Source organism: Streptomyces vilmorinianum, assembly GCF_005517195.1.
Classification (GTDB): Bacteria; Actinomycetota; Actinomycetes; order Streptomycetales; family Streptomycetaceae; genus Streptomyces; species Streptomyces vilmorinianum.
Genome location: NZ_CP040244.1, coordinates 6,904,226 through 6,917,841, shown reverse-complemented (window position 1 = coordinate 6,917,841; position 13,616 = coordinate 6,904,226). Strand labels below are relative to the sequence as shown.

The 13,616-nt window shown below is 72.0% G+C and carries 13 protein-coding genes; 8 read left to right on the top strand and 5 right to left on the bottom strand.

Annotated elements, in window-relative coordinates; genetic code table 11:
- Positions 1–25: 25 nt before the first annotated feature.
- From FDM97_RS32155 to FDM97_RS32135, 5 genes are all read right to left on the bottom strand, one after another.
- Positions 26–1,078, bottom strand: coding sequence for a 2-oxoacid:ferredoxin oxidoreductase subunit beta (locus tag FDM97_RS32155; protein ID WP_137994009.1), 1,053 nt, complete (start codon positions 1,076–1,078; stop codon positions 26–28).
- Positions 1,071–3,008: a 2-oxoacid:acceptor oxidoreductase subunit alpha gene (locus FDM97_RS32150; protein WP_137994008.1), complete on the bottom strand. Its 1,938-nt coding sequence runs from the start codon at positions 3,006–3,008 to the stop codon at positions 1,071–1,073. The genes FDM97_RS32155 and FDM97_RS32150 overlap by 8 nt, the downstream gene beginning before the upstream one ends.
- A gap of 243 nt (positions 3,009–3,251) precedes the next feature.
- A complete protein-coding gene (locus FDM97_RS32145; RefSeq protein ID WP_137995149.1) occupies positions 3,252–3,911 on the bottom strand; it encodes a response regulator transcription factor in 660 nt (219 codons plus the stop codon).
- A gap of 132 nt (positions 3,912–4,043) precedes the next feature.
- On the bottom strand, positions 4,044–5,336 hold the full coding sequence (locus tag FDM97_RS32140) for a sensor histidine kinase (RefSeq protein ID WP_137995148.1): 1,293 nt from the start codon (positions 5,334–5,336) through the stop codon (positions 4,044–4,046).
- A 181-nt stretch (positions 5,337–5,517) separates the two neighbouring features.
- Positions 5,518–6,684: a sensor histidine kinase gene (locus tag FDM97_RS32135; protein WP_137994007.1), complete on the bottom strand. Its 1,167-nt coding sequence runs from the start codon at positions 6,682–6,684 to the stop codon at positions 5,518–5,520.
- Between the two features lie 171 nt (positions 6,685–6,855).
- Here FDM97_RS32135 and FDM97_RS32130 point away from each other — a divergent pair, with 171 nt between their 5' ends.
- From FDM97_RS32130 to FDM97_RS32095, 8 genes are read left to right on the top strand one after another with little or no spacing between them, the layout of a single operon-like run.
- Complete coding sequence (locus tag FDM97_RS32130) at positions 6,856–7,263, top strand: NADH-quinone oxidoreductase subunit A (protein WP_175439307.1); 408 nt, start codon at positions 6,856–6,858, stop codon at positions 7,261–7,263.
- Positions 7,254–7,844 carry an NADH-quinone oxidoreductase subunit B gene (locus FDM97_RS32125; RefSeq protein WP_137994005.1) on the top strand — a complete coding sequence of 197 codons (591 nt, stop codon included), beginning with the start codon at positions 7,254–7,256 and terminating at the stop codon, positions 7,842–7,844. Before FDM97_RS32130 ends, FDM97_RS32125 begins: the two co-directional genes overlap by 10 nt.
- On the top strand, positions 7,841–9,193 hold the full coding sequence (locus FDM97_RS32120; protein ID WP_137994004.1) for an NADH-quinone oxidoreductase subunit C: 1,353 nt from the start codon (positions 7,841–7,843) through the stop codon (positions 9,191–9,193). The genes FDM97_RS32125 and FDM97_RS32120 overlap by 4 nt, the downstream gene beginning before the upstream one ends.
- Positions 9,190–10,158, top strand: a complete 969-nt coding sequence (locus FDM97_RS32115) for a complex I subunit 1/NuoH family protein (protein WP_137994003.1) — start codon at positions 9,190–9,192, stop codon at positions 10,156–10,158. The genes FDM97_RS32120 and FDM97_RS32115 overlap by 4 nt, the downstream gene beginning before the upstream one ends.
- Entirely contained in the window at positions 10,158–10,727 is a 570-nt protein-coding gene (locus FDM97_RS32110) for a NuoI/complex I 23 kDa subunit family protein (protein WP_137994002.1), read from the top strand. Before FDM97_RS32115 ends, FDM97_RS32110 begins: the two co-directional genes overlap by 1 nt.
- Positions 10,724–11,275, top strand: a complete 552-nt coding sequence (locus FDM97_RS32105) for an NADH-quinone oxidoreductase subunit J family protein (RefSeq protein WP_137994001.1) — start codon at positions 10,724–10,726, stop codon at positions 11,273–11,275. Before FDM97_RS32110 ends, FDM97_RS32105 begins: the two co-directional genes overlap by 4 nt.
- On the top strand, positions 11,275–11,634 hold the full coding sequence (gene nuoK / locus FDM97_RS32100) for an NADH-quinone oxidoreductase subunit NuoK (RefSeq protein WP_137994000.1): 360 nt from the start codon (positions 11,275–11,277) through the stop codon (positions 11,632–11,634). Before FDM97_RS32105 ends, nuoK begins: the two co-directional genes overlap by 1 nt.
- Positions 11,631–13,604 carry an NADH-quinone oxidoreductase subunit 5 family protein gene (locus FDM97_RS32095; protein ID WP_137993999.1) on the top strand — a complete coding sequence of 658 codons (1,974 nt, stop codon included), beginning with the start codon at positions 11,631–11,633 and terminating at the stop codon, positions 13,602–13,604. The genes nuoK and FDM97_RS32095 overlap by 4 nt, the downstream gene beginning before the upstream one ends.
- Positions 13,605–13,616 lie beyond the last annotated feature (12 nt).

Here is a 13,616-nt window from a genome sequence, read left to right as displayed (position 1 = left end):
CGCGCCCCTCTCCGTACTGCTGTCGTCAGCCGACGACGGTCCAGGTGTCGTTCCCCGCGAGCAGCTGCCCCAGGTCGCCCTTGCCGTGCTGCTCGATCGCCGTGTCCAGCTGGTCGGCCATCAGCGTGTCGTACACCGGGCGCTCCACCGACCGGAACACCCCGATCGGGGTCTGGTGCAGCGTGTCCGGGTCGGCCAGCCGCGACAGGGCGAAGGCGGTCGTCGGGGAGGCGGAGTGGGCGTCGTGGACCAGGATCTGCGCCTCGTTCTCGGGGGTGACCGTGACGACCTTCAGGTCGCCGGTGGCCTGGTCCCGTACGACTCCCTTGTCCAGGCCGGTGCCGAAGCGGATCGGCTGCCCGTGCTCCAGGCGGATCACGGCCTCCTGGGCCTGGTCCTTGTCCTTCAGGACCTCGAAGGCGCCGTCGTTGAAGATGTTGCAGTTCTGGTAGATCTCCACGAGCGCCGTGCCGGGGTGGTCGGCGGCCTGGCGCAGGACCTCGGTGAGGTGCTTGCGGTCGGAGTCCACCGTCCGGGCGACGAAGGACGCCTCCGCGCCGATCGCCAGCGAGACCGGGTTGAAGGGCGCGTCGAGCGAGCCCATCGGGGTCGACTTGGTGATCTTGCCGAGCTCGCTGGTCGGGCTGTACTGGCCCTTGGTCAGACCGTAGATCCGGTTGTTGAAGAGCAGGATCTTGAGGTTGACGTTGCGGCGCAGGGCGTGGATGAGGTGGTTGCCGCCGATGGAGAGCGCGTCGCCGTCACCGGTGACGACCCACACCGACAGGTCGCGGCGCGAGGTGGCCAGGCCGGTGGCGATGGCCGGGGCGCGGCCGTGGATGGAGTGCATCCCGTACGTGTTCATGTAGTACGGGAAACGGGAGGAGCAGCCGATGCCGGAGACGAAGACGATGTTCTCCTTCGCCAGGCCGAGTTCGGGCATGAAGCCCTGCACGGCGGCGAGGACGGCGTAGTCACCGCACCCGGGGCACCAGCGCACCTCCTGGTCGGACTTGAAGTCCTTCATCGACTGGGTGGCTTCGGCCTTCGGCACGAGGTTCAGGAGTGACTCAGTCATCGATGGCCTCCTTGAGTGCCGCGGCGAGCTGCTCGGCCTTGAACGGCATGCCGTTCACCTGGGTGTGGCTGCGGGCGTCGACGAGGTACTTCGCCCGGACGAGGGTGGCGAGCTGGCCCAGGTTCATCTCCGGGACCACCACCTTCTCGTACTGTTCGAGGATCTCCCCGAGGTTCTTGGGGAAGGGGTTGACGTGGCGCAGGTGGGCCTGCGCGATGGGGTGTCCGGCGCGGCGCAGCCGGCGGACGGCCGCGGTGATCGGGCCGTACGTGGAGCCCCAGCCGAGGACGAGGGTCCGCGCGCCGTCCGGGTCGTCGACCTCGATGTCCGGGACGTCGATGCCGTCGATCTTGGCCTGCCGGGTGCGGACCATGAGGTCGTGGTTGGCGGGGTCGTAACTGATGTTGCCGGTGCCGTCCTGCTTCTCGATGCCGCCGATGCGGTGTTCGAGGCCGGGGGTGCCGGGCACGGCCCAGGGCCGGGCGAGGGTCTGCGGGTCGCGCTTGTACGGCCAGAAGACCTCGGTGCCGTCCGCGAGCTCGTGGTTCGGCCCGGTGGCGAACTGGACGCGCAGGTCCGGGAGTTCGTCGATGTCGGGGATGCGCCAGGGCTCGGAGCCGTTGGCGAGGTAGCCGTCGGAGAGCAGGAAGACCGGCGTGCGGTACGTGAGCGCGATCCGGGCCGCCTCGATGGCGGCGTCGAAGCAGTCGGCCGGGGTCTTCGGGGCCACGACCGGGACCGGGGCCTCGCCGTTGCGCCCGTACATCGCCTGCAGCAGATCCGCCTGCTCGGTCTTGGTCGGCAGACCGGTCGAGGGGCCGCCGCGCTGGATGTCGACGACGAGCAGCGGCAGCTCCAGGGAGACCGCGAGTCCGATCGTCTCGGACTTGAGCGCCACACCCGGGCCGGAGGTGGTGGTGACGGCGAGCGAGCCGCCGAAGGCCGCGCCGAGCGCGGCGCCGATGCCGGCGATCTCGTCCTCGGCCTGGAAGGTGCGGACGCCGAAGTTCTTGTGCTTGCTGAGCTCGTGCAGGATGTCCGACGCGGGAGTGATCGGGTACGAGCCCAGGTAGAGCGGCAGGTCGGCCTGGCGGGAGGCGGCGATCAGGCCGTACGACAGGGCCAGGTTCCCGGAGATGTTCCGGTACGTGCCGGTGGGGAACGCCCGGGTCGCGGGGGCGACCTCGTAGGAGACGGCGAAGTCCTCGGTCGTCTCGCCGAAGTTCCAGCCGGCCCGGAACGCGGCCACGTTCGCCTCGGCGATCTGCGGCTTCTTCGCGAACTTCTGGCGCAGGAAGGTCTCGGTGCCCTCGGTCGGCCGGTGGTACATCCAGGAGAGCAGCCCGAGCGCGAACATGTTCTTGCTCCGCTCGGCCTCCTTCCGCGACAGGCCGAACTCCTTCAGCGCCTCGACCGTCAGCGTCGTCAGCGGCACCGGGTGGACCCGGTAGCCGTCGAGCGAGCCGTCCTCCAGGGGCGAGGTCTCGTAGCCGACCTTGGCCATGGCGCGCTTGGCGAACTCGTCCGTGTTGACGATGACCTCGCTGCCGCGCGGCACGTCGCCGATGTTGGCCTTGAGGGCGGCGGGGTTCATCGCGACCAGCACGTTCGGGGCGTCGCCCGGGGTCAGGATGTCGTGGTCCGCGAAGTGCAGCTGGAAGGAGGAGACGCCCGGCAGCGTGCCGGCGGGGGCCCGGATCTCGGCGGGGAAGTTCGGCAGCGTCGAGAGGTCGTTCCCGAAGGACGCCGTCTCGGAGGTGAACCTGTCACCCGTCAGCTGCATACCGTCACCGGAGTCACCGGCGAAGCGGATGATCACCCGATCGAGGCGCCGGACTTCCTTCTCGTCGCCGTGGCGGGGCGCGGCCGGAGCGCTGCGCTGCTCCCCGACCAGGGCCTCGCCGGCCTCGCTACTGACCTGGCTGGTCACTGAACTGGACCTCCCTCGCGGCAAGGGCTCTCTCCGCCGGAGGCGGGAGAAGGCTCGGGGGACGGTCGGCTGACCGGCCGTCCCGTGGCCCACCCTACGACGGTGAGGGGGGCCTTCCCGGGACTTCTCGCATCATGGACCTCGTTTTGAGATGCCTGTTTGCTCTGAATCGTCACGTTCTGTCGCCCCCCAGACTGTTCCGGTGCCAGGTTCGCGTCGCATATCTGACAGAGTGTCAGGCCATCAGGAGTTCAGGTAGGTCAACACCGCGAGTACCCGGCGGTGATCCCCCTCACTCGGCGAAAGGCCCAGCTTCAGGAAGATGTTGCTGACGTGCTTCTCCACCGCGCCGTCGCTCACGACCAGCTGTTTCGCGATCGCCGAGTTCGTCCGCCCCTCGGCCATCAGACCGAGGACCTCCCGCTCGCGCGGGGTCAGATTCGCCAGCACGTCCTGCTTGCGGCTCCGGCCGAGCAGCTGCTGGACGACCTCCGGGTCCAGCGCCGTACCGCCCCGGGCCACCCGGACGACCGCGTCCACGAACTCGCGGACCTCCGCGACCCGGTCCTTCAGGAGATAGCCCACGCCCCGGCTGGATCCGGCCAGCAGTTCGGTGGCGTACTGCTCCTCCACGTACTGCGACAGGACCAGGACCCCTATACCCGGGTACTCCTTGCGCAGCCGCACCGCCGCCCGCACGCCCTCGTCGGTGTGGGTCGGCGGCATCCGTACGTCCGCGACCACCACGTCCGGCAGCGCGCCCTCGCCGGCGAGCCCGGCGACGGTCTTCACGAGGGCCTCCCCGTCCCCGACCCCGGCGACGACGTCGTGCCCCCGGTCGGTCAGCAAACGGGTCAGGCCCTCACGGAGCAGCACCGAATCCTCGGCGATGACCACACGCACCCTGTCCGCCACGTCTTCCACGCCCTGAGCCCCCATGTTCGATGTTGCGATGCGCTCCCCAGCATCGCACCTGGGCCCCCTGGGTTGTGGGCGACTGCCCCGCTGGGCGGCGCCCACGACGGGGCGGAGGGCTCAGGTCCTCCAGGGGAGTTCCGCCGTGATCGTCGTCGGGCCGCCGGCGGGGGAGTCCACCGCCAAGACCCCGTCCACCGCCCCCACCCGCCCCACGAGCCCCGCGAGCCCGCCCCCCGCCTCCACGTCCGCCCCGCCCCGCCCGTCGTCCCTGACCTGCAGCATCAGCCGGTCACCGGCCCGCCACACATCCACCCAGGCGCGCCGCGCCCCGGCGTGCTTGGACACGTTCTGGAGCAGCTCGGACACGGTGAAGTACGCGATGCCCTCGATCGCGGGCACGGGCCTGGCCGGCAGGTCCACCTCCACCGACACCGGGACCGCGCAGCGCGACGCGATCGCCGACAGCGCCGCGTCCAGACCGCGGTCCGTCAGGATCGCCGGGTGGATGCCCCGGGCCAGGTCGCGCAACTCCTGCAGCGCGGTCTTCACCTCGCCGTGCGCCTCCTCGACCATCCGCGCCGCCGCCTGCGGATCCCGCGCCAGCTTCTCCTTGGCCAGCCCCAGATCGATGGCGACGGCCGCCAGCCGGGCCTGCGCGCCGTCGTGCAGATCGCGCTCGATACGGCGCAGGTCGGCGGCGGCGGTGTCCACGACCACGCCCCGGTCCGTCTCCAGCTCCGTGACCCGCGTCGCGAGCCGCGACGGGCCAAGGAGACCGGCGACCATCACCCGGTCCACCGCCGCCAGGCCCCGGAAGATCCACGGCCCGGCGAGCACGAAGAGCAGACCGACCCCGCTGGTCACGGCGAGCTCGAAGGGGGAGTCCAGATAGAAGGTGTGCGTGCCGTCGCCGTACAGCTGCAGGCCGTCCTGGCCCGCGTACATCGGGAAGACCCACTGCCACAGGGGGTACGTGAAGAGGGCCCAGCCGTACACCCAGAACGTCACCGACACCGTGAAGGCGAAGATCGCCCACGGCAGGTGGAGGATCGCGTACAGCAGGTGACGCCAGGACGCGCCGCTCTTCAGCATCGCCCCCATCCAGGACAGCGCCCCGCCCGTACGGCCCCGCACCGGTTCGGGCGCCGCCACGTCCAGGCCGAGCAGACCGCGCGCCCGGGCCCGCTCCACCGCGCCGAAGCCGCGGCACATGGCGAGGGCGCCGGCGAGGACCGGGATGCCGAGGAAGGTGACCAGCAGCCCCGCGCCGGCCGAGACCAGGGCGACGGAGAGCGAGAAGTAGAGGCAGCTCAGCGGCAGCCCGAGCACCAGATAGCCGAACTCGCGCCAGGTGCGGGCCTCGAACGGGGCGCGGATCGCGGCGGGAAGACGGAGACGGTCGGTGGCCATCGCTGGTGTCCGTTTCTGCTCGGAGAAGTCGGCGGAGTCGGAGAAGTCGGCGGAGTCGGCGGAGTCGGAGAGGTCGATACGGCAAGACTTCCGGCCCACGACGCGCCGGACCATGAGGGAAGTGGGCCTCTGCGCCCGGGGGTTTTCCCCACCGAACGAGGGGGGCAGGACCTACGCGGACCTACGCCGACGGACGGGCCCGCCACGGCAGTTCCGCCGTGACCGTCGTCGGACCGCCCTCCGGCGAGTCGAGGACGAAGAGCCCGTCGACCGCCCCCAGCCGCTCCGCGAGCCCCGCCATCCCCGTACCGCCGTCCAGCCGGGCCCCACCGCGCCCGTCGTCCCGTACCTGCAGGAGCAGCCGGTCCCCCCGCCGCCACACCTCCACCGAGGCGGAACGTGCCTGCGCGTGCTTGGAGACGTTCTGGAGCAGCTCGGAGACGGTGAAGTACGCGATGCCCTCGATGGCCTCGGCCGGCCGCTCGGTCAGGTCGACGGTCACCCTCACCGGCACCGTGCACCGCGCGGCGATCGCCGACAGCGCGGCATTGAGCCCCCGGTCGGTCAGGACCGCCGGATGGATGCCCCGGGCCAGGTCACGCAGCTCCTGCAGCGCCAGCTTCACCTCGCCGTGCGCCTCGTCGACCATCGCGGCGGCCGCCTCCGGGTCCTCGAGAAGCTTCTCCTTCGCCAGACCGAGCCCCATGGCGAGCGCGACGAGCCGGGCCTGCGCGCCGTCGTGCAGATCGCGCTCGATACGGCGCAGATCGGCGGCGGCGGTGTCCACGACCACGCCCCGGTCGGTCTCCAGCTCGGCGATCCGCCGCTCCAGCTCGTCCGAGGGCGAGAGCAGACCGCGGACCATGGCCCGGTCGGCGTTGGACAGACCGCGGGCGACGAACGGCAGCACGGGCCAGAGCACGATCAGCGAGACCAGGGCGACGGCGAACGTCAGGACGCCCCAGGGCAGCCGGATGAACATGTACAGCACCGTCCGCCACCCCACCGGGTCCTTCAGCGCCGCCCACAGCCAGGGGAGGAAACCGTGCTGGCGGGGGAGCGGGCTCGGCTCCTCCACCCGTACGCCGAGCAGCGCCCGGGCCCTGGCCCGCTCGGCCCGGCCCATCCCGCGCGCCCCGGCCAGCCCGAGGGCGAGCAGCGGCAGACCGATCACCGTGACCGACAGGCTCACGCCGACGGCGACCGACGCCACCGCGTACACGAAGCCGACCAGCGCGATCGGCAGATTGGCGAGCAGGAAGGAGATCTCCTTCCAGGTCTGCCGGCCGTAGGCGAGGCGCACGGGCGGCAGCCGGTCGCTGTCAGGGGTTTCGGTGTCGACGCTCATGGTCCAAGACTGCCGGTCGGCGAGGATCGCACGCCATGGGGTTCGTGGGTGAGCCGGAGTAGGGATATCCCTACCGCTCACTCTGTGACACGACCGCTTACGGCGTCTTTAGCAGGGCCTAGACTCCCGTGCGTACAGATCGTCGAAACGGGCAGGGAGCGAGGGGTGGACGTGCCGGATCCGACCGTACGGGCGGGACTCGGACTCGCGGCGGACTACTTCCAGTCGTACTCCGTCGTGGGACTGCTCGCCGTCATCGGCGTGCTCTTCGTCGCCGTCGCGTTCGGCGCGGGCCGGCTGCTGCGGCCCGTCGTCCCGACGCCGGAGAAGCTGCTGACGTACGAGTGCGGCGTCGACCCGGTGGGGGAGGGCTGGGCGCACACCCAGGTGCGGTACTACGTGTACGCCTTCCTCTACGTGATCTTCGCCGTCGACTCGATCTTCCTGTTCCCCTGGGCGACCGTCTTCGCCGCGGCCGGGTACGGCGCGACGACGCTGGTCGAGATGTTCATCTTCCTCGGCTTCCTGGCCGTGGGACTGCTCTACGCGTACAAGAAGGGCGTCCTGACATGGACGTGACCCCTACTCCGACCCCGACGCCGCTTCCGGCCCCCACCCTGGGGCCTTTGGCCCGCCTGGCCCCCGAGCCGATGAAGGTGGTCCTGAACTGGGGCCGCCGCTACAGCCTCTGGGTCTTCAACTTCGGGCTCGCGTGCTGCGCGATCGAGTTCATCGCCGCGTCGATGGCCCGCCACGACTTCATCCGTCTCGGCGTGATCCCCTTCGCGCCCGGGCCGCGCCAGGCCGACCTCATGATCGTCTCCGGCACGGTGACGGACAAGATGGCACCGGCGGTGAAGCGGCTGTACGAGCAGATGCCCGAGCCCAAGTACGTCATCTCCTTCGGCGCCTGCTCCAACTGCGGCGGGCCCTACTGGGACTCGTACTCGGTGACGAAGGGCGTCGACCAGATCATCCCCGTCGACGTGTACGTGCCGGGCTGCCCGCCGCGGCCCGAGGCGCTGCTGCAGGGGATCCTGAAGCTGCAGGAGAAGATCGCGCGCGAGTCCTTGACCTCGCGGTACTCGGGCCCCTCGGTCGGCCAGCTGACGAGCGGTCTGGTCACCCCGCCGGCGCCGGCGCCGGGAGGCGCGGCATGAACGCGTACGACACCCTTCCCGAATCCGTCACCGAGGTCTTCGGCGAGGAGGCGACGGCGGAGCGGGCGTACGACCTGCTGACGGTCGACGTGCCGGTGGGCTCGTGGATCCCGGCGCTGGAGACGGCGCGCGACAAGCTGGGCTGCACGTACTTCGACTGGCTGAGCGCGGTCGACGAGCCGGGCGTGGGCTTCCGGGTGTGCGCGCATGTGGTGGCGCTGGAGGCGGGCGTCGTGCGCCGCCTGCTGGTCCGCACGACGGTCCCGCACGCCGCTCCCTCCCTCCCCACGGCGGTGGAGATCTACGCGGGCGCGGCGTGGCACGAGCGCGAGACGCACGAGATGTTCGGCGTCGAGTTCACCGGCCACCCCCACCTCGTCCCGCTCCTGCTGCCCGAGAACTTCGAGGGCCACCCGCTCCGCAAGGACTTCGTGCTCGCGGCGCGCGTCGTGAAGGCGTGGCCGGGCGCGAAGGAGCCGGGCGAATCGGAGCACGGCGGCCCCAAGCGCCGCCAGATGCTCCCCCCGGGCGTCCCCGACCCCAACGACTGGGGCCCCCTCAAGGGCCAACTCCCCCCTGCCCCGACCCGCCCGGCCCGCGCGACCGCGGGCGAACGCCCACCGCGCCGCGCCCGCACGACGGCGGAGGGCTCGGCGACCCAGACCCCCGAGACACCCACCGCACCGCGCCGCGCCCGCACGACGGCGGACGGCTCCACGAGCCAGACCCCCGCGCCGGAGCCGACGACCGACACCGCCACGCCCACCCCACCCACCGGGCCGCGCCGCTCGCGCAGCGTGAGCGAGGGCTCGTCGACCCAGCGCGCCGAGGAGCCGATCACCCCGGAGGCCGAGGCCGGCGCGCCGGAAGGCCCCGCCGGGGCCCCGCGGCGCAGCCGAAGTGCCGCCGACGGTTCCGTGAGCCAGACGACTCCGGGCGTACCCGCCGAGCCCGACACCCCGGCCGCTCCGCCTGCCGGGACGCGGCGCAGCCGAAGGGCCGCCGACGGTTCCGTGAGCCAGACGACTCCGGGCGCACCCGCCGAGCCCGAGCAGCCGGAGCCCCCGGCGAGCGAGGCCAGCGTGCCGGAAGGCCCCGCCCGGGCCCCGCGGCGCAGCCGCAGCGTGGCTGACGGCTCCGCGAGCCAGGCGCCCGCCGCCCCCGCCCCGCCGGCGCGGACCCGGAGCGCCGACGCCCCCTGGCACCACGCCCGTCCGGCCTTCGACGAGGAGGCCGCCGAGGCCGAGCCGGCCCCCGAGGCCGAGGCCGAGGCCGACGGCACCGACGCCCGCACCCGTACCGACAACCCGCCCACCCCCACCGACCCCGCCGGAGGCGAATCCGCGTGAACGACGTACTCGACGTCGCCCTCCGGCTGCTCGTCGTCTTCGGCGTGTTCCTCGTCCTGCCCCTCGTCGTCGGGCAGACCGAGCACAAGGTCATGGCCCACATGCAGGGCCGCCTCGGCCCCATGTACGCCGGTGGATTCCACGGCTGGGCCCAGCTCGTCGCCGACGGGGTCAAGTTCGCGCAGAAGGAGGACGTGGTCCCGGCCAACGCCGACCGCCGTATCTTCCAGCTCGCCCCCGCCGTCGCCCTCCTCCCGTACCTCCTCGTCCTCGTCGCCATCCCCATCGGCCCGAGCGAAGGAGCCGTCGGCCAGCTCGTCGACGCCGGCATCTTCTTCGTGCTTGCCGTCATGGGCGTCGGCGTCCTCGGCAGCCTCATGGCCGGCTGGGCATCGGCCAACAAGTTCTCCCTGCTCGGCGGCCTGCGCACCGCCGCCCAGCTCCTCGCCTACGAGCTCCCCATGCTCCTGGCCGCCGCCTCCGTCGCGATGGCCGCCGGCACCGTCTCCCTCCCCGGCATCCTGAACGCCTTCGAGTGGTGGTGGCTGCCCTGGCAGATCGTCGGCGCGCTCGTCTTCTTCGTCGCCGGTCTCGCCGAGCTCCAGCGCCCGCCGTTCGACATGCCGGTCGCCGACTCCGAGATCATCTTCGGCGCGTACACCGAGTACACCGGGCTTCGCTTCGCGCTCTTCCTGCTCGCCGAGTACGCCGGCATCGTCGTCCTCTGCGGTCTCACCACCGTCCTCTTCCTCGGCGGCTGGCACGGCCCCTTCGGCGGCGACGGACTCGGCTGGGTCTGGACCCTGCTCAAGACCGCCGTCCTCGCCTTCGTCGTCATCTGGCTGCGGGTGTCCTACCCCCGGCTCCGTGAGGACCAGCTCCAGAAGCTCGCCTGGACGACCCTCGTCCCGCTCGCCCTCGCGCAGATCGCGCTCACCGGCATCGTGAAGGTGGCGATCCAGTAATGCCCATCCCCGGCTCCGGCCTCGCCAAGGGCCTCGCCGTCACGCTCCGTACGATGACGAAGCGCGCGCACACCGCGCAGTACCCGGACAAGCAGCCCGAGCTCCCGCCCCGCACCCGCGGCGTCATCGGACTGTTCGAGGAGAACTGCACGGTCTGCATGCTCTGCGCCCGCGAGTGCCCCGACTGGTGCATCTACATCGACTCCCACAAGGAGACGGTGCCGGCCGCCACCCCCGGCGGCCGCGAGCGCAGCCGCAACGTCCTCGACCGCTTCGCCATCGACTTCGCCCTCTGCATGTACTGCGGTATCTGCATCGAGGTCTGCCCCTTCGACGCGCTGTTCTGGTCGCCCGAGTTCGAGTACGCGGAGACGGACATCCACGAGCTCACCCACGAGCGCGACAAGCTCCGCGAGTGGATGTGGACGGTCCCGGAACCGCCCGCGCTCGACCCGCGCGCCGAGGAGCCCAAGGAGATCGGCGCGGCCCGCAAGGCCGTCGAGAAGGCCGCGGCCGCCGCGGCCGCCGCCGCCCAGGCGCAGGCGCAGGCCGAGGGGGACAAGCAGTGAACCTCGCCGCAGCCACCCCCGGCTTCCTCTCGCCCTCCGGCGTCGAGATCGCCTTCCTCCTCGTCGGCCTCGCCACCCTCGGCGCGGCCGTCGTCACCGTCACCACCAAGCAGCTCGTCCACGCCGCGCTCTGGCTCGTCGTGACGCTCGGCGGCCTCGCCGTCGCCTATCTGCTCCTCACCGCCGAGTTCATCGCCTGGGTCCAGGTGCTGATCTACGTCGGTTCCGTCGTCGTCCTCCTCCTCTTCGGCCTCATGCTCACCAGGGCCCCCATCGGCCGCTCCCCGGACGCCGACTCGGGCAACCGCCCGGCCGCCCTCGTCGTCGCGCTCGCCGCGGCTGCCGCCCTCGTCTGGGTGGTCGTCGACGCGTTCCGCACGACCTGGATCGATCTGGACGGACCGGCCCAGGGCTCCACCAAGGTGACCGGCGAGATCCTCTTCCGGCACTGGGTGCTGCCCTTCGAGGCGCTCTCCGTCCTCCTCCTCGCCGCGCTGGTCGGCGCGATCGTCCTGTCCCGCAAGAACGCCAAGGAGGCCCGGGACTGATGCATCTCGCCTACCCCGCCGTCCTCGCCGCCCTGCTCTTCTGCGTCGGCCTCTACGGCGTCCTCGCCCGCCGCAACGCGATCCTGGTCCTGATGTCCGTCGAGCTGATGCTCAACGCCGTCAACCTCAACCTGGTCGCCTTCGACATCTGGCTCCGCGACACCCTGCACGCCGGCCAGGCGCTCACCCTCTTCACCATCGCCATCGCCGCCGCGGAGATCGGCATCGGTCTCGCGATCGTCCTGATGGTCTACCGCAACCGCGGCACCTCGGACGTCGACCGCCTCCGCGACAACGCCGAGCACGAACCGACCACCGCACCGACCGAGACCGACGAGAAGGCCGAGGCCACCGCGTGACGACCACGACCCTCGCCGTCCTCGTCCCCCTCCTCCCGTTCCTCGGCTCCGTCGCCGGACTCCTCCTCGGCCGCACCGCCCCCGGCTTCGTCCGCCCCCTCGCGGTCCTCCCGACGCTCGCCGCCGCCGTCCTCGCCGCCGTCGTCGCCGCCCGCCAGGGCGGCGGCAAGCCCATCGAGGCCGCCACCCGGCTCACCCCCACCGGCTCGGTCCCCATCGACCTGGCCCTGGACATCGACGGCTTCGCCGCTCTCGTCGCCGTCCTCGTCGGCGTGGTCGCCTCCTGCGTGCAGATCTACTCGACCGGGTATCTGCGCGACGACCCGCGCTACCCCTCGTACGCCGCGCTTGTCTCCCTCTTCACCTCCGCGATGCTGCTCGTCGTCTACTCCGGCGACCTGATGGTGCTCCTGGTCGGCTGGGAGATCATGGGCATCTGCTCGTACTTCCTCGTCGGCCACTACTGGGAGACCCGCGAGGCACGGTCCGCCTCCCTCAAGGCCTTCCTGGTCACCAAGCTCGGAGACGTCCCCTTCCTGATCGGCCTGTTCGCGCTCGCCGCGGACGCGGGCACGTTCCGGATCGACGGGATCCTCGGCGCCGTCGCCGCGGGCGCCCTCGACCACCCCACCGTGATCGCCCTGCTGCTCCTCGCCGGTGTGGCGGGCAAGTCCGCGCAGTTCCCGCTGCACACCTGGCTCCCCGACGCGATGGCCGGCCCCACCCCCGTCTCCGCGCTCATCCACGCGGCGACGATGGTCGCCGCCGGTATCTACTTCGTGGCCCGCCTGCTGCCCGTCTTCGCCGCCTCCGCCGCGGCGCTGACCGTGCTCGCCGTGATGGCCGCCGTCACGATGGTCGGCTCGGCGCTCGCCGCGCTCGCCCAGGACGACATCAAGCGGGTCCTGGCCTACTCGACCATCGGCCAGCTCGGCTACATGGCGGGCGCCCTGGCCGTCGGCGACCGCGGGGCCGCCGTCTTCCACCTCCTGTCGCACGGCGCCTTCAAGGCGCTGCTCTTCCTCGCCGCCGGCGCGGTCATCCACGCCGCCGGTACGAACTCGCTCGCGGCCATGTCCCGGATGAGCGGCCTGACGAAGCGCATCCCCGACGCGTACTGGACGATGACCGTCGCCCTCCTCGCGCTCGCCGCGATCCCGCCCTTCGCCGGCTTCTTCTCCAAGGACGCCGTCCTCGTGGCCGCCGAGCACACCGCCCTCGGGGACCGCACCGTCGCCCCCGCCGGGGCCGGCTGGACCGTCCTCGTCGCCGGGCTGCTCACCGCCCTCGTCACCGCCGCCTACGCGGCCCGCCTGTGGCTGCTCGCCTTCCGGGGCCGGGGCGCCGAGGCGCCCGACCACGGCCGCCAGCCCGTCGCCATGACCACCGTCCTGTGGGTGCTCGCGATCCCCTCCCTCGGCTTCGGCCTGACGGTCACCTACCTCGACGACTGGTTCGACGGCCACGCCCTCACCCCGACCGCCACCACCGCGGTCCTGGGCACGGGTCTCGCCCTCGCCGGCGCCGTGATCACGTACGCGGTCTGGCGCGCCCTCGCGGGCAAGGCCCTCGCCCGCACCCCGCTGGCCGCGACCGTCGCCCACCCCGACGCCGAAGCGGGCCAGGTCGAGGCCGAGGCCCTGCACCTGCCGCACCCGGCGGAGGACCCGGCCGACCCCGGCCGCGTCCTGCTCGGCCCGCTGCACCGCCACGCCGCGACCGGCTTCCACCTGGACGCCCTCTACGCCGCCCTGTTCGTCCGCCCCGTCCTGGCCGCGTCCTCCCTGGTCCGCTTCCTGGACCGCGAGGTCGTCGACACCTACGTGAGCGGCGCGGGCACGGGCACTCAATGGCTCGGCTGGCTCGTCCGCCGCGCCCAGACCGGCAACGTGCAGACCTACCTCAGCGCCCTGCTCGCCGGCTCCGTCGTCCTGGCGCTCGCCGCCGTACTCGTCGCCGCCGGAGCGTGAGACGTGATCGAT